Here is a 15,726-nt window from a genome sequence, read left to right as displayed (position 1 = left end):
CGTCGGGGGATGGTGCGGCGAGAAACGTGGCGTGCGATCCTCGTCGATCTGTGGTTGCTGAGACCGGTCTCTGTCGTTTAGCCTGAGACCGGTCTCAGTTGGTTTTCTGGGACGCTACAACACGTTTCCCGGGTTCGTCAAACGGGAAGCGAGAAAAGGAAGGGTCCACCGATGTCCCCACGCCCCGCGTCCCGCCGCGCCGTCACGGTGGCCGACATCGCCAAAGCGGCGAAGGTCTCGAAGGCCACTGCGGCCCGCGCGCTGGGCGACTACGGGCAGGTGAGCGAGGCGGTGCGCTCGCGTGTGCTCGCCGCGGCCGAGGAGCTGAACTACCGGCCGAACGCGCTCGCGAGGTCGATGAACACGGGCCGCTCGAACACGATCGGGGTCGTCGTCGGCGACATCGAGAACCCGTTCTTCGCGCACGCCATGCGTGGGATCTCCGACGTCGCCAGCAAGGCCGGTTACGACGTCATCCTGACCAACTCCGACGAGGACGTGGATGCGGAGCAGGCCGCCGTCGACGTCCTGCTCGACAAGCAGGTCGACGCCCTCATCGTGGCGCCGGCGTCCTCCGCCCGCGTCGCACACCTGGCGGCCGCGCCGGCGGCGGGACGTCCGCTCGTGCTGCTCGACCGCCGCGCCGACGGGGAGCACTACGACTCCGTCACGGTGGACAACCGGTCGGCGGCCGCCCGCGCGACCGCGGAGTTGCTCGCCGAAGGCCACCGGCGCATCGCGTTCATCTCCACGCACGACCACCCCGCGCAGGCCTACACCCCCGGGGATCGCATCACCATGTCGAGCGTGGCGGATCGTGTGGACGGCGTGATGGAGGCGCTCACCGACGCAGGCATCCCGTCACCCGAGAGCCACATCCGCCTCGACGCCCGCCGGCGCGGAGTGGAGGCGGTGGCGCGCGAACTCCTGACCGGCGACGACCCCGTCACCGCCGTCATCGCCTCGGACAGCCTGATCGGGATGACCGTGCTCCAGACCATCCGGTCGCTCGGCCTGGGGGTGCCCGACGACGTGTCGCTGATCACCTTCGACAACCCCGAGTGGACGCGCATCACCACGCCCCCGCTGACCGTCGTCGAGCAGCCGATCTACGAGCTCGGCGCTGCAGCCGCCCGCCTGGCGCTGCAGCGCATCCACGGCGAGCGCGTGGATGAGGAGGCCGTCGTCTTCGACGCGCAACTGGTGCGCCGCGCCTCCGTCGGTCCCGTGCCATCCCCCGCCCGCGTCGCCTCCGCCTGAGCCGCTCGCCTTGTCGGAGATTTGTGCCAAATCGCGGTTATCGCGACGCCATAACCGCGATTTGGCACAAATCTCACCGAAGGGATGCGCTAGCGACCGGTCTCGCGTGCGGATTGCGCCGCGCGCAGGTCGCTGAGCGCGCGATCGGTCTCGCGCGTGACGCTTCCGCCGCGCGCCTGGATCGCCGCCGGCAGCCAGTCGCTGAGCACGAACCGCCGCGGCGTCCGCGCCCGGTCGCCCGTGCGGGCCGGTCGGCCGACCCAGCCGTGTTCCATTCCCTGTGTCCATGTCGCGTTTGCCATGACACCAACGTTACGAACGTAAATATCCGGACACGAGGTGGCTTTCGGTCTATCCTCGTAAAGATTCCGCCACTACACTGGCGGGCATGATCCGATCCGTGGCGGTCCCCCTCATCGACGACTTCGCCATGTTCGAATTCGGCGTCGTCTGCGAGGTCTTCGGCCTCGACCGCAGCTACGCCGGCCTCGAGCCCTTCGACTTCCGCGTCTGCGCGATCGACCCCGGGAAGCCGGTGACGAATCCGACCGGCGTCACCCTCACCGCGCCGTACGGCCTCGAGGCGATGGACGACGCCGACCTGATCGCCGTCCCCGCCGCCACCGTGCGCGACGAGTACCCCGAGGAGTTCCTGGATGCGCTCCGCCGCGCCTACGACCGGGGCGCGATCCTGCTCAGCGTCTGCTCCGGCGCCTTCGCCCTGGGCGCCGCCGGTCTCCTCGACGGCCGGGACTGCACGACGCACTGGCGCTACTCCGCCGAGCTGCAGCGCCGGTTCCCGGAGGCCCGGGTCGACCCCGATGTCCTGTTCGTGGACGACGGCCGCCTGATCACCAGCGCTGGGACCTCCGCGGGCATCGACGCCAGCCTCCACCTCGTGCGCCGCGAGCTCGGCAGTGCCGTCGCCAACACCATCGCCCGCAACATGGTCGTCCCCCGCAGCGCGACGGCGGCCAGCGGCAGTACATCGACAAGCCGGTCAGCGACTGCACGGACGACACCTTCAGCGAGCTGCTCGACCACCTGACCGACCGCCTCGACGAGCCGCACAGCGTCAGCAGCCTGGCCGAGCGGGTCCACATGTCGACGCGCAGCTTCGCGCGGCGGTTCGTCGCCGAGACCGGCGTGCCGCCGATGCAGTGGCTGACCACCCAGCGCGTGCTGCACGCCCGGCTCCTGCTGGAGACGACGGATCTTCCCATCGACGAGGTGGCCCGCCGCTGCGGCTTCGGCAGCGCGACGCTGCTGCGCCATCACTTCGACGCCGAGGTGGGCGTGCCGCCGACCCGCTACCGCGCGGCCTTCGCCCGCACGTGATGGCGCGGGGCGAGGTCGTCGCCCCGGTAGTGGCGGAGCAGACGCCGATTACGCACGGCCACGTCCACGCAGATCGCGACGGTGATCACCCCGCAGACGACGACGCCCCAGGCCCGCGGGTTCTCGCCCTGGGTCGGGATGGCGACGGCCACCGCGACGGTCGCGAGGAGGGCGAGTGCCGCCAGGACGGCGCCGACGGCGGCGCGGCGCCACGCGCGCGCACGATCCGTCCGGTCTCCCATGGACCGGAAACTACTCCGCCGCGCCGGTTAACGAAAGATGAATCTCAGGCGACGGATGCGGCTGTCCGGGCATGACGAAGCCCCCGCCCACGTGGACCCGGGCGGGGGCTTCGTGGCTCGCCGGTCGTCAGTCCTTGAATGCGTCCTTGATCTTCTCGCCGGCCTGCTTGACGTCGGCCTTGGCCTGGTCGCCCTTGCCCTCGGCCTCGAGGCGCTCGTTGTCGGTCGCCTTGCCCGCGGCCTCCTTGGCGCTGCCGCCGAGCTTCTCGCCGGCGTTCTCGATCTTGTCGTCGAGTCCCATGAGGTCCCCTTTCGTGGTCCGGTTCGGATACCCCATAGACGGTCCCACCGTTCGGTGTGGCGGTCTACCCCCGCGCCACCACGTCACACCGCATGCTCAGTCGAGGCGGTCGCGGCGACCATACGGGCGCCCGGCGTTGCCGGCAACGTCTATGCGGTCGACCGCGTCGCGCATCCGGTGCAGCAAGGCGATGACGATAGGTCACCGAGAAACGAGGAGGTCTAGTGTCTGGCCGCTATGCGTTCGGGCTCGGGCATCACCAGCAGGCCGTTCGGGCGGTGGGTGCCGTCCATCAAGGCCTCCAGCCAGTCGCGATTGAGCGGCTCGATCGTCGACTCGTCGTACCGGAAGCGGATCGGCAGACCGTTGTCGACCCAGATCGCCTCGCGCCCGCCGTCGCCGTCCGGCACCCAGCTCAGGGCGAAGCTCTCGCGCCGGCGCAGTTTCGTGGTGATGACGACCTGGAGGTGCGCCAGCATCCGATCCCCGAAGGGGTAGTCGGTGCCTCCGTAGCTGAGCACGCCCATCCCGGTCACTCCCCTCTTCTCCGACGGCTCGTACGTCGGATATGTAGTTAGTCTATCCATATTGCTTGCTTGTCTAGCAATCGCAGGCTCGCGCGAATTCAAGGCCTACTGGCGCCCGATGCGCTCCCGCACAATGAGGCTGTGAGCACCTACCGCCTTCAGATCTCCCCCTCCTTCACTCTGCGCGATGCGATGCAGGTGCTCGACCACATCCAGCGGCTCGGCGCGGACTGGGTCTACCTGTCGCCGTTGCTCGAAGCCGAGCCGGGATCGATGCACGGCTACGACGTCGTCGACCACAGCCGGGTGGATGCGTCCCGCGGCGGCCCGGAGGCCCTTCGGGAGTTCGCCGACGCCGCCCACGAGCGCGGCTTGAAGGTGCTCGTCGACATCGTCCCCAACCACATGGGCGTCGCCACGCCCGCCGTCAACCCGTGGTGGTGGGACCTGCTGACGCACGGGCGCCGGTCGCGCTATGCGCCGTACTTCGACATCGACTGGGAGTTCGGCCACGGGAAACTGCGGCTCCCGATCCTCGGTGACGGCGCCGACGAGTTGGATGCGCTGCGCATCGAAGACGGCGAGCTCCGGTACTACGACCACCGGTTCCCGATCGCGCCGGGCACCGGCGACGGCAGCCCGCGCGAGGTCCACGACCGCCAGGACTACGAGCTCATGTCGTGGCGCCGCGCGGACGCCGAGCTGAACTACCGCCGGTTCTTCGCGGTCACCACCCTCGCGGGCCTCCGGGTCGAGGATCAGCAGGTCTTCGACGACACCCACCGCGAGATCGGCCGCTGGCTGCGCGAGGGCATCGCGGACGGCCTCCGCGTCGACCACCCCGACGGCCTGCGCGACCCGGGGCAGTACCTGGAGCGTCTGCGCGCCCTCGCCGGCGATGCGCCGATCTGGGTGGAGAAGATCATCGAGGGCGACGAGCGGATGCCCGACTGGCCCGTGCAGGGCACCACCGGCTACGACGCCCTCGGCGTCATCGACCGGGTCTTCATCGACCCCGCCGGCGAGGGGCCGCTGACCGCGCTCGCGGGCGAGACCGACGACCGGGAGGAGAACCAGGACTGGACGGAGCTGATCCACCGTCGCAAGCGGGCGGTCGCCGACGGCATCCTGCGCTCGGAGGTCCTGCGCGTCGTCCGCGAGCTGGGCGAGGGCACCGACGAGGAGACCGCGGATGCCGTGGCCGAGCTGGCGGCGTGGTTCCCGGTGTACCGCAGCTACCTCCCGTTCGGCGCCGAGTACCTCGAGGAGGCGCGCCTCGCCGCCGCGGAATCGCGGCCCGACCTCGTCCCGGTCATCGCCCGCATCACCGATCGGCTGGGCGACCGCTTCGAGCAGACGACCGGCGCGATCATGGCGAAGGGTGTCGAGGACAACGCCTTCTACCGCTTCACCCGGTTGGTCTCGCTGACGGAGGTCGGCGGCGACCCGTCCGAGTTCGCCCTCTCGCCGGAGGAGTTCCACCGGCGGCAGGAGGACCGCCTGCGACGCCTCCCCGAGTCGATGACCGTGCTCTCCACCCACGACACCAAGCGCGGCGAGGACACCCGCGCCCGGATCGCCGTGCTCGCCGAGCTGCCGGGGCGCTTCGAGCGGTTCCTGCGCACGGTGCGCGAACGCGTCAGCGTCGGCGACGCGTCGCTGGAGAGCCTGCTCTGGCAGTCCGTCCTTGGCGCCTGGCCGGCCTCCCGTGAGCGCCTGCAGGGCTACGCCCTGAAGGCGGCGAGGGAGGCGGGCGCGTCCACCGCCTGGACCGACCCGGACGAGGAGTTCGAGACCCGCATGGCCGCCGCGATCGACGCCGCCTTCGACGACGAACGGGTGCGCGCCGAGGTCGAAGCCCTCGCCGCGGTGATCGAGGCGCCCGGCGCCGTCAACGGCCTCGGCGCGAAGCTGCTGCAGCTGCTGTCGCCGGGGCGCCCGGACGTGTACCAGGGCTCCGAGCGCTGGGAGCGGTCGCTGGTCGACCCGGACAACCGCCGCCCTGTCGAGTTCGACGCCGCCGCAGCCCTGCTCGCCCACATCGACGAGGGCTGGCTGCCCGAGATCGACTCGTCGGGCGCGGCCAAGGTGCTTGTCACGTCGCGTGCCCTGCGGCTGCTGCGGGACCGCCCGGAGTTGTTCACCGGCTACCGCCCGGTCTACGCGGAGGGGTCGCGCGCCGGCCACCTCGTCGGCTTCGACCGCGGCGGCGCGATCGCGCTGGCGACCCGCCTGCCCGTCGGCCTCTCCGCGACCGGCGGCTGGGCGGACACCACCATCGACCTCGGGGAGGAACCCATGCGCGACGAGCTCACCGGCCGCGAGCATCGCGGACGCGTGCCGCTCGCCACCGTCTTCGAGCGGTACCCGGTCGCACTGCTGGCGGTCGTCCGATGACGGCCGGCGGCTGGGGAGGGCGGGACTTCCCCGTCTGGGCTCCGGAGGCGCGCAGCGTGGATGTGGTGCTCGGCGACCTGGGCACGTTCCCGCTCACGCCCGTCCCGGCCACGGCCGAAGCGCCGACCGGGGGCTGGTGGCGGCTCGCCGAGTCGCCCGCCCTGCCGGACGCGCCGGTGGACTACGGATTCGTGGTGGACGGCGAGGGTCCGTTCCCTGACCCACGCTCGCTGCGTCAGCCGAACGGCGTGCACGAGCTGAGCCGCGAGTTCGATCCGCGTGCGCACGAGTGGGCCGACGGGATGTGGGAGGGACGCGACCTGACGGGCTCGCTGATCTACGAACTCCACATCGGCACGTTCACGCCCGAAGGGACGCTGGATGCGGCGGCCGGCCGGCTGGACCATCTGATCGAGCTCGGGGTGGACGCCGTCGAGCTGCTCCCGGTGAACGCCTTCAACGGCACGCACAACTGGGGCTACGACGGCGTGCTCTGGTACGCGGTGCAGGAGCAGTACGGGGGCCCGGAGGCGTACCAGCGGTTCGTCGAGGCGTGCCACCAGCGCGGCCTCGCCGTCATCCAGGACGTCGTCTACAACCACCTCGGCCCGAGCGGCAACTACCTCCCGAAGTTCGGCCCGTACCTCGGGCAGGGCGCCAGCACGTGGGGCGTCAAGATCAACCTCGACGGCCCGCAGTCCGACGAGGTGCGCCGCTACATCCTCGACAACGCCGAGTACTGGCTGCGCGAGATGCACGTCGACGGCCTGCGCCTGGATGCGGTGCATGCGCTGGCCGACACCGGTGCGACGCACCTGCTCGAAGAGCTGGCGGTGCTCGCCGACGAACTGTCCGGAGAGACCGGCCGCCCGCGCACCCTCATCGCCGAGAGCGACCTCAACGACCCGAAGCTCATCCGCACGCGGTCGCACCACGGTTACGGCCTGCACGCGCAGTGGGACGACGACGTGCACCACAGCATCCACGCCAACCTCACCGGCGAGGCGACCGGCTACTACGCCGACTTCGCCCAGCCGGATGCGCTGGTCAGGGTCTTCCAGCGCGGGTTCTTCCACGATGGCACCTGGTCGAGCTTCCGGGAGCGCCACCACGGCCGGCCGCTCGACCCCGACATCCCCTTCACCCGGTTGGTGGCGTTCAGCCAGGACCACGACCAGATCGGCAACCGCGCCGCCGGCGACCGCCTCACCGCGACGCTCGACGCCGGGCGCCTGGCGGCCGCGGCGGCCCTCACGCTGCTCGGACCGTTCACCCCCATGCTGTTCATGGGCGAGGAGTGGGCGGCCACCACACCCTGGCAGTTCTTCACCTCGCACCCCGAGCCCGAGCTGGGGAAGGCTACCGCCGAGGGGCGCATCGCGGAGTTCGCCAAGATGGGCTGGGACCCGGACATCGTGCCTGACCCGCAGGACCCCGAGACGCTCCGGCGGTCGAAGCTGGACTGGTCTGAACTCGACCGGGCCGAGAACGCCCGGATGCTGGAGTGGTACCGCACCCTCACGGCGCTCCGCCGCACCATCCCGGCCGGGGCGCGCGCCGACGACGTGGCCTTGGACGAGGGCGTGTTCCGCTTCACACGCGCGGGCCTGCTGGTGGAGGTCAGCCTCTCCGGAGCCGGTCTCGTGGCGTCGCCGCAGGACGCCGTCGCCGCCTTCGGCGAGGCGGTGCGCGTCACGCCACTCTAGGCGCGCACGGTGGTACGGTCGGCGAAGTCTCGAAGGCCCAGCGCTTCTGGTCGCCCTCAACCGCCACCATCCGCTCGCCGACGGCGAGAAGCGGCTCGCGTGGATCGTGGCGACGAGGTCGTCGCGTGGATGAACGCCCGCGTCTGGCGAACTCTGACCCGGGTCTAACGTCCCCGCTGCTCCCTGTCAATGCCTGGAGGGCCACGCCCCGCCCAGGTATCGTGGCGGTCTACCGCCGATCGGAGACACCGTGTCCCAGCCCTGTCCCCAGCCTCGCTGCGCCGCCCGCAGCAGCCGCTCCTCCGAGCGAGCGTGCCGATGACCGCCGACTCCACGCCGTACCCGCTGGGCATCACCCTGCGCGAGGGCGGCGCCAATGTCGCCGTCTACAGCGAGCGCGCCGACAAGGTCATCGTGTCGCTGTTCGACGCCCGCGGTCGCGAGACGCAGACGGTGCTGCCCGAGCGCACCGGCCACGTCTTCCACGGCTTCGTTCCCGGGCTCGTCCCCGGCACGCGCTACGGCCTGCGGGTCGACGGTCCCTGGGACCCGGCGAACGGCCTCCGCTTCTCCCCCGCCAAGGTGCTGCTCCCGCCGCACGCCCGTGCCGTCACCGGCCACTGGGACAACACCCAGGCCGTGTTCGGGCACCAGCTCGGGCGGCCGAAGCGCCGCAGCGACACCAACGGAGCGCGCCACGTCGCGCTGGGCGTTGCGATCGACCGGCAGGAATTCGACTGGGGCGACCACGAGCGGCCGCGCATCCCGCTGAGCGAGACCATCATCTACGAGATGCACGTGAAGGGATTCACGAAGCTCATGGAGTGGGTGCCGGAGGAGTTCCGCGGCACCTACGCCGGGCTGGCGCATCCCGCCGCCGTCGAGTACCTGAAGAACCTCGGGGTGACGGCGGTCGAGCTGCTGCCCATCCACCAGTTCGTCCAGGATGCGCACCTCGCCGAGAAGGGCCTCCGCAACTACTGGGGCTACAACTCCATCGGCTTCTTCGCGCCGCACAACGAGTACGCGGCGACCGGTGACACGGGGCACCAGGTGGACGAGTTCAAGGGCATGGTGAAGGCTCTGCACGCCGCCGGCCTCGAGGTCATCCTCGACGTCGTCTACAACCACACGGCCGAGGGCAACGACATGGGCCCCACCTACAGCTTCAAGGGCATCGACAACCCCTCGTACTACCGGCTGGTCGAGGGCGACGGCGCGCACTACTTCGACACCACGGGCACCGGCAACAGCTGGAACGTCAGTCACCCTGCCGCCCTGCAGGTCATCATGGACTCGCTTCGCTATTGGGTCGAGGACATGCACATCGACGGCTTCCGCTTCGACCTGGCGACCACGCTGACCCGCCAGGGCGGCGACGCCAGCCTCCACAGCGCGTTTCTGACCCTGATCCAGCAGGACCCGGTGCTCGCGCAGGTGAAGATGATCGCCGAACCGTGGGACGTCGCCGGCTACCAGCTGGGCGGCTTCCCCGCCGACTGGTCGGAGTGGAACGGGAAGTTCCGCGACGACGTCCGCGACTTCTGGCGCGGCGAGCCGGGCGTGCTCTCCACCCTGTCGCAGCGCGTCCTCGGCAGCCCGGACATCTACGAGGATTCGCGCCGCGCGCCGCTCTCCAGCGTCAACTTCATCACGGCGCACGACGGCTTCACCCTCGCCGACCTCACCAGCTACAACGAGAAGCACAACGAGGCGAACGGCGAGGACAACCGCGACGGCGAATCCGACAACCGGTCCAGCAACTACGGAGTCGAGGGTCCGACCGACGACGAGGGCATCAACGCCTTCCGCACCCGGCAGCGCAAGAACTTCCTGGCGACCGTGCTGCTGTCGGCCGGCGTCCCGATGATCCTCGGCGGCGACGAGATCGGCCGCACCCAGCAGGGCAACAACAACGCCTACTGCCAGGACAACGAGATCTCGTGGTTCGACTGGCAGAACGCGGATTGGGAGCTCCACGAGTTCACGTCGAAGCTCATCCACCTGCGCCGCTCGGAGCCAGCGCTGCGGCCGGAGTGGTACCGCCACGCCCCCGACGTCGGCGGCCCGGACGTGGTCTGCATCCTCCGCGCAGACGGCGAGCCGTTCGCGGACGAGGACTGGGGCGACCCGGAGGCGCGCTCCATCGCCTTCGAGCTGCGCCACGAGGGCGCCGACTCGTTCCTGCTCCTGCTGAACGGCGCGGGAAACGGTGTCGAGTTCGTGCTTCCGGACGCGATCGGCTCGGCGTGGGAGCTGGAGCTCTCGAGCGACCCGGAGCTCTCCCTCGGCGACGGCGGGAGCGTCATCCTGGGCGAGTCCTCCTTCGCGCTGCTGAGGTCGCGGAACAGCTGATGCCCGAGTCGACCATCCCGGCCCTCCTCGGCCGCTATCGGCCGCAGCACGTCATCGGCCGCGGCGGCGAGGCGAGCATCTTCCGTGCGACGGACGAGCTCCTCGGCCGAGAGGTCGCGATCAAGCTGTACCGCTCGGGCGGCGAGGAGGAGATGGCGCAGTACCGCACCGAGCAGGCGGCGCTCGCGCGGCTCAGCCACCACGGCATCGTGTCGCTCATCGACGCGGGGATCGACTACACGTCGCCCACGGATCCACGGCCGTTCCTCATCATGGAGCTGGTCTCCGGCACCGACCTGGCGACTGCGCTGGGCCAGCGGGAACTGACGCTGGAGGAGATCGCGGAGGTCGCGTACGACATCTCCGAGGCGCTCGAGTACGTGCACGCGAACGGCGTCGTGCATCGCGACATCAAGCCCTCGAACATCATGCTGGTGTCGTACGGCACCACCACCTTCCGGGCCCGCGCCCGGCTCACCGACTTCGGCATCGCCAGCGGCATCCGGGGAGAGCCCACGCAGACGGAGGAGGGCAAGACGACCGGAACGGCCGCCTACCTGAGCCCCGAGCAGGCACTCCGGAAGCCGGCCACCGCAGCCAGCGACATCTACTCGCTGGGCCTCGTCCTGCTCGAGTGCTTCACCCATCACGTGACCTACCCGGGAGACGCCGTCGAATCGGCGATGGCCCGGCTGGATCACGAGCCGCCCGTGCCGAACGGCCTCCCCGACGACTGGACGCGCATCCTCCACGCCATGACGGCGAGCGACCCGGCCGCCCGGCCGACCGCGAAGCAGCTGACGCCCGTGTTCCGCGAGGCCGTCATCTCGGCCGCGGGCCTGCAGCAGAGGGCGTGACCACGACGGGCGCGGACGCCGCGGGCATCGAGGAGCACGCGGCCCTCGGCGACGGCCGCACGGTCGCCCTCATCGATCGATCCGGCACGGTCGACTGGCTCCCGCTCCCCAGCCTGGACTCGCCGCCGGTCTTCGCCGCACTGCTCGACACCGAACACGGCGGCCGCCTGGAACTGCACCCGGTGAGCGCATTCGAGACGCGGCGACGATACCTGCCGGGCACGAACGTGCTGGAGACCACGTTCACCACGGCGACGGGGACGGTGCGCGTCACCGACGCGCTGGTCACGGGCGTCGCCGGCCGGCTGCCGTGGGTCGAGTTCGCGCGGCGGATCGAGGGCGTCGACGGCACCGTGGTGATGGACTGGTCCGTCGAACCCGGTACCGTGTTCGGGATGTCGAGCCCGTGGGCCGAGCACATCGACGGCAGGCGCATCCTGCGGGTCGGCACGGTCAACATCGGCGTGACCGGCCTCGATGACGGCGAGGAGGACGCCGATGCCCCGCGGTTCGGCGGCCGAATCCGCGTGGTCGCCGGCAATCGCCGCACGCTGACCGTCGTGGCGACCCACGACGAACCCCTGCACCTGCCCGAGCCGGGGAACGTCGACATCGGGATCGATCGCACCGTCTCCAATTGGGAGCTGTGGTCGCGGACGTTCTCGTACGACGGGCCATGGGCGGATGCGGTGCAGCGGAGCGCGCTCGCCCTCAAGCTCCTGCTCTATGCGCCCACCGGTGCCATCGCGGCGGCGGCCACCACCTCCCTCCCAGAGACCTCCCGCGGGGGCAAGAACTGGGACTACCGCTTCGCGTGGGTGCGCGACACCGCCTACGCGCTCCGCGCACTCGCCCGCTTCGGGCTGCGCGAGGAGACGCACGCCGCGATCGCCTGGCTGCTGCGGGCGGTCAAGGGCGACCCGGCCGAGCTGCGCATCCTCTACGGGCTCCGCGAGGAGTCGTCCGCCGAACCGCAGACGCACGACGCGCCCGGCTGGCGCGGCATCGGGCCGGTCGTCACCGGCAACCGGGCCGCGTCACAGCTCCAGCTCGGCGTCTACGGCGACCTGCTCAGTGTCGCCCTCGCCTACGCGTCGGCCGGGAACGTGCTCGACGTGCCGACCCGGCGCCTGGTCTCCGACGTCGCCGACCGCGTCTGCGACGTCTGGCGCCAGCCGGACTCCGGGATGTGGGAGCTCGCCGAGCTGCGCCACCACACCTCCTCGAAGATGGGGTGCTGGCAGGCGCTGCAGGCGGCCCTGGATCTGGCCGGGCTGGGGCAGGCGGAGGGCAACCCGGACCGCTGGAGGCGCGAGGCGGAGCTCATCCACGAGTGGGTGGACGAGCACTGCTGGTCGGAGCGCCTGGGCGCCTACACGATGGTCGCCGGCGAGGACGACCTGGATGCGTCGGTGCTGCTCCACGCTCCGAGCGGCTTCGACCGCGGCGAGCGGATGCGCTCCACGATCGAGGTGCTGCGCCGCGAGCTCGGCAGGGGCCCTCTGCTGTTCCGCTTCACCGGGGCGGAGGCCGACGGTGAGCGCCCGTTCGTCGCCTGCTCCTTCTGGCTGGCTGCGGCGCTTGCCTGCGTCGGGGACATCCGTGAGGCATCCGCCCTCATGGACGACCTGGTCGACCGGGCGAACGACGTCGGGCTGTACGCCGAGATGATGGATGAGGTCGGCGCCTTCTGGGGCAACTTTCCGCAGGCGCTCTCGCACCTGGGCCTCATCGACGCGGCGCTGACCATCGACGACCTCGGCCGCTGACGCCCCGGCGGGTCACCGGCGCCGTCTCAGGCCCCGATGTAGCGCGCGAGATGCTCGCCCGTCAGCGTCGAGCGCTCGGTCACGAGCTCGGCCGGCGTGCCCTCGAAGACGACCTTCCCGCCGTCGTGCCCTGCGCCCGGGCCGAGGTCGATGATCCAGTCGGCGTGAGCCATCACCGCCTGGTGATGCTCGATCACGATGACCGACTTGCCGCTGTCGACCAGCCGGTCGAGCAGCCTGAGCAGCTGCTCGACGTCGGCCAGGTGGAGGCCGGTGGTCGGCTCGTCGAGCACGTACACGCCGCCCTTCTCGCCCATGTGCGTCGCCAGCTTGAGCCGCTGCCGCTCCCCGCCGGAGAGCGTCGTGAGCGGCTGCCCGATCGTCAGGTAGCCGAGCCCCACATCCGACAGCCGGGTCAGGATGGCGTGCGCCGCCGGCAGCTTCGCCTCACCCTCCGAGAAGAACCGCTCCGCCTCGGCGACCGGCATCGCCAGCACCTGGCTGATGTCCCGGCCACCGAGCGTGTACTCGAGCACGGAGTCGTCGAAGCGCCGGCCCTCGCACACTTCGCACACGGTCGAGACGCCCGCCATGACGCCCAGGTCGGTGTAGATGACGCCGGCACCGTTGCAGTTGGGGCAGGCGCCCTCCGAGTTGGCACTGAACAGGGCGGGCTTCACGCCGTTCGCCTTGGCGAACGCCTTGCGGATCGGCTCCAGCATCCCGGTATAGGTGGCGGGGTTGCTGCGCCGGGAGCCGCGGATCGTGCCCTGATCGACCGACACCACGCCCTCCCGCTGTGCCACCGAGCCGTGGATCAGGGAGCTCTTGCCCGACCCGGCCACCCCCGTGACGACGACCAGCACCCCGAGCGGGATGTCGACGTCGACGTTCTGCAGATTGTGCTCGGAGGCGCCGCGGACCTCGAGCGTGCCCCTCGCCGTCCGGACCTCGTCCTTCAGGCGCGCGCGGTCGTCCAGGTGCCGCCCGGTGAGCGTCCCGCTCGCCCGCAGCGCCTCGACCGTGCCCTCGAAGACGACCTCGCCGCCCTGGGAGCCGGCGCGCGGACCGAGGTCGACCACGTGGTCGGCGATCGCGATGGCCTCCGGCTTGTGCTCCACGACGAGCACGGTGTTGCCCTTGTCGCGCAACTGCTGCAGCAGCTCGTTCATGCGCTGGATGTCGTGCGGATGCAGCCCGACGGTCGGCTCGTCGAAGACGTACGTGATGTCGGTCAGCGACGAACCGAGGTGCCGGATCATCTTGGTGCGCTGCGCCTCGCCGCCCGAGAGCGTCCCCGACGGCCGGTCGAGCGACAGGTACCCCAGCCCGATGTCGACGAAGGAGTCGAGCAGGTGCTGCAGGTTCTTGAGCAGCGGGGCCACGGACGGCTCGTCGAGCGAGCGCACCCAGTCGGAGAGGTCGGTGATCTGCATGGCGCAGGCGTCGGCGATGCTGATTCCGGCGATCTTCGACGACCGGGCGCCCTTGCTGAGACGCGTCCCTCCGCACTCCGGGCATGCGGCGAAGGTGACCGCCCGCTCGACGAAGGCGCGGATGTGCGGCTGCATGGCGTCCACATCCTTCGACAGCATCGACTTCTGCACCTTCGGCACGAGCCCCTCGAACGTCAGATTGATGCCGTTGATCTTGACCTTCGTCGGCTCCTTGTACAGGAAGTCGTTCCGCTCCGTCTCGCTGTAGTCGCTGATCGGCTTGTCCGGGTCGAAGAAACCCGACTCGCTGAACATGCGCGTCGACCAGCCGTCGGCCGTGAAGCCGGGAACCGTGATCGCCCCCTCCGCCAGGGACTTGCTGTCGTCGAACAGCTGCGTCAGGTCGATGTCGCTGACCGTGCCCATCCCCTCGCACCGCGGGCACATGCCGCCGAGCTGGGTGAACTCGCGCCGCTCGGTCTTGCCGCCCACCGTGATGGCGCCCTTGCCGGAGATCGACGGGATGTTGAACGAGAACGCCTGCGGGGAGCCGATGTGCGGCTGTCCGAGCCGGCTGAACAGGATGCGCAGCATCGCGTTCGCGTCGGTCACCGTGCCGACCGTCGAGCGGGCGTTGGCGCCCATCCGCTCCTGGTCGACGATGATCGCCGTCGTCAGCCCCTCGAGCACATCGACGTCGGGCCGCGCGAGCGACGGCATGAAGCCCTGCACGAAGGCGCTGTACGTCTCGTTGATCATGCGCTGCGACTCGGCCGCGATCGTGCCGAACACCAGCGAGCTCTTGCCCGAGCCGGAGACACCGGTGAACACGGTGAGCCGGCGCTTCGGCAGTTCGACGCTCACCTCTTTCAGGTTGTTCTCGCGCGCCCCCTGCACGCGGATGACGTCGTGACTGTCGGCCGTTGCGGTCATGTCGATTCCCTCCGTCGAGCGTGACCCACCCTAGATCAGGACCCCGCCGCCGGGTGATGCACCGAGAAGCGGAGGCGCGCGAACTGGCCGATTGCGGTCGCCGACTCGAGCCGCAGCCGGTCGGACCCGACCCGGCGCGGGAACAGCGGGGCCCCTCCCGTCAGCGCGGCCGGCGCGATCGACAACGCAAGTTCGTCCAGCGCCCCGGCGTCGAAGAACTGCCCGGCCAGGTCGCCGCCGCCGACCACCCAGATGTCGCCGTCGCCGGCCGCCTCCCGGATGGCGGGCAGTGCATCCACCACCGGCCCTGACACGAAGCGGATGTCGGCTCCCTCGGGCACGGGCAGCTCACGATGGGTGAACACGAAGGTGGACCGCGAGCCGTGGAACTCCTGCCACTTCTCCGGATGCGCCAGGATGCCGGACTCGCGCAGCACCCACTCGTACGTCGTGCGCCCCTCCACCATCACGGCCGCATCGCTGGGCAACAGCGACTCGTCGGGCTCCTCGCCGCCGGGCACGGCGAACAGCCAGGCCAGCGAGTCGTTCTCGTCGGCGATGTACCCGTTGAGGGTCGCCGCGGTGTCGAAGATGATCCTCCCCAT

At 70.5% G+C, this 15,726-nt stretch carries 12 protein-coding genes and 1 pseudogene; 7 read left to right on the top strand and 6 right to left on the bottom strand.

Features of this window, described 5'->3' with window-relative positions:
* The first annotated feature begins 171 nt into the window (after window positions 1-171).
* Window positions 172-1,260 carry a LacI family DNA-binding transcriptional regulator gene (locus tag ACQ86M_RS17090; RefSeq protein ID WP_431246286.1) on the top strand — a complete coding sequence of 363 codons (1,089 nt, stop codon included), beginning with the start codon at window positions 172-174 and terminating at the stop codon, window positions 1,258-1,260.
* Window positions 1,261-1,349: 89 nt separating this feature from the next.
* Here ACQ86M_RS17090 and ACQ86M_RS17085 read toward each other — a convergent pair whose 3' ends face one another.
* Window positions 1,350-1,562: a hypothetical protein gene (locus tag ACQ86M_RS17085; RefSeq protein WP_431246285.1), complete on the bottom strand. Its 213-nt coding sequence runs from the start codon at window positions 1,560-1,562 to the stop codon at window positions 1,350-1,352.
* An 86-nt stretch (window positions 1,563-1,648) separates the two neighbouring features.
* Between ACQ86M_RS17085 and ACQ86M_RS17080 the strand changes: the two are divergent.
* A pseudogene (locus ACQ86M_RS17080) lies at window positions 1,649-2,598 on the top strand (GlxA family transcriptional regulator).
* Here the strand turns inward: ACQ86M_RS17080 and ACQ86M_RS17075 are convergent.
* The 3 genes from ACQ86M_RS17075 to ACQ86M_RS17065 all read right to left on the bottom strand — a co-directional run bounded on the left by ACQ86M_RS17075 (window position 2,571) and on the right by ACQ86M_RS17065 (window position 3,668).
* A complete protein-coding gene (locus tag ACQ86M_RS17075; protein ID WP_431219779.1) occupies window positions 2,571-2,840 on the bottom strand; it encodes a hypothetical protein in 270 nt (89 codons plus the stop codon). The pseudogene ACQ86M_RS17080 and the gene ACQ86M_RS17075 sit on opposite strands and share 28 nt — an antisense overlap.
* 127 nt (window positions 2,841-2,967) lie before the next feature.
* Window positions 2,968-3,141 (bottom strand): CsbD family protein, encoded by a 174-nt coding sequence (locus ACQ86M_RS17070; RefSeq protein WP_431219778.1) that lies wholly within the window; start codon window positions 3,139-3,141, stop codon window positions 2,968-2,970.
* A 221-nt stretch (window positions 3,142-3,362) separates the two neighbouring features.
* On the bottom strand, window positions 3,363-3,668 hold the full coding sequence (locus ACQ86M_RS17065) for a hypothetical protein (protein ID WP_431247908.1): 306 nt from the start codon (window positions 3,666-3,668) through the stop codon (window positions 3,363-3,365).
* A 141-nt stretch (window positions 3,669-3,809) separates the two neighbouring features.
* Here ACQ86M_RS17065 and treY point away from each other — a divergent pair, with 141 nt between their 5' ends.
* The 5 genes from treY to ACQ86M_RS17040 all read left to right on the top strand — a co-directional run bounded on the left by treY (window position 3,810) and on the right by ACQ86M_RS17040 (window position 12,752).
* Window positions 3,810-6,065 (top strand): malto-oligosyltrehalose synthase, encoded by a 2,256-nt coding sequence (treY, locus tag ACQ86M_RS17060; protein WP_431246284.1) that lies wholly within the window; start codon window positions 3,810-3,812, stop codon window positions 6,063-6,065.
* Window positions 6,062-7,771 (top strand): malto-oligosyltrehalose trehalohydrolase, encoded by a 1,710-nt coding sequence (gene treZ, locus ACQ86M_RS17055; RefSeq protein ID WP_431246283.1) that lies wholly within the window; start codon window positions 6,062-6,064, stop codon window positions 7,769-7,771. The genes treY and treZ overlap by 4 nt, the downstream gene beginning before the upstream one ends.
* A 318-nt stretch (window positions 7,772-8,089) precedes the next feature.
* Window positions 8,090-10,126, top strand: coding sequence for a glycogen debranching protein GlgX (gene glgX, locus ACQ86M_RS17050; RefSeq protein ID WP_431246282.1), 2,037 nt, complete (start codon window positions 8,090-8,092; stop codon window positions 10,124-10,126).
* Window positions 10,126-10,983, top strand: coding sequence for a serine/threonine-protein kinase (locus tag ACQ86M_RS17045; RefSeq protein WP_431246281.1), 858 nt, complete (start codon window positions 10,126-10,128; stop codon window positions 10,981-10,983). Before glgX ends, ACQ86M_RS17045 begins: the two co-directional genes overlap by 1 nt.
* A complete protein-coding gene (locus ACQ86M_RS17040; protein WP_431246280.1) occupies window positions 10,980-12,752 on the top strand; it encodes a glycoside hydrolase family 15 protein in 1,773 nt (590 codons plus the stop codon). The genes ACQ86M_RS17045 and ACQ86M_RS17040 overlap by 4 nt, the downstream gene beginning before the upstream one ends.
* Before the next feature lie 26 nt (window positions 12,753-12,778).
* Here ACQ86M_RS17040 and ACQ86M_RS17035 read toward each other — a convergent pair whose 3' ends face one another.
* A complete protein-coding gene (locus ACQ86M_RS17035; protein ID WP_431246279.1) occupies window positions 12,779-15,121 on the bottom strand; it encodes an ATP-binding cassette domain-containing protein in 2,343 nt (780 codons plus the stop codon).
* A 35-nt stretch (window positions 15,122-15,156) separates the two neighbouring features.
* Window positions 15,157-15,726, bottom strand: coding sequence for a dihydrofolate reductase family protein (locus ACQ86M_RS17030; RefSeq protein ID WP_431246278.1), 570 nt, complete (start codon window positions 15,724-15,726; stop codon window positions 15,157-15,159).

The organism is Leifsonia xyli subsp. cynodontis (assembly GCF_050632205.1).
Classification (GTDB): Bacteria; Actinomycetota; Actinomycetes; order Actinomycetales; family Microbacteriaceae; genus Leifsonia; species Leifsonia xyli_D.
This window is presented reverse-complemented; position numbering and strand designations above follow the sequence as displayed.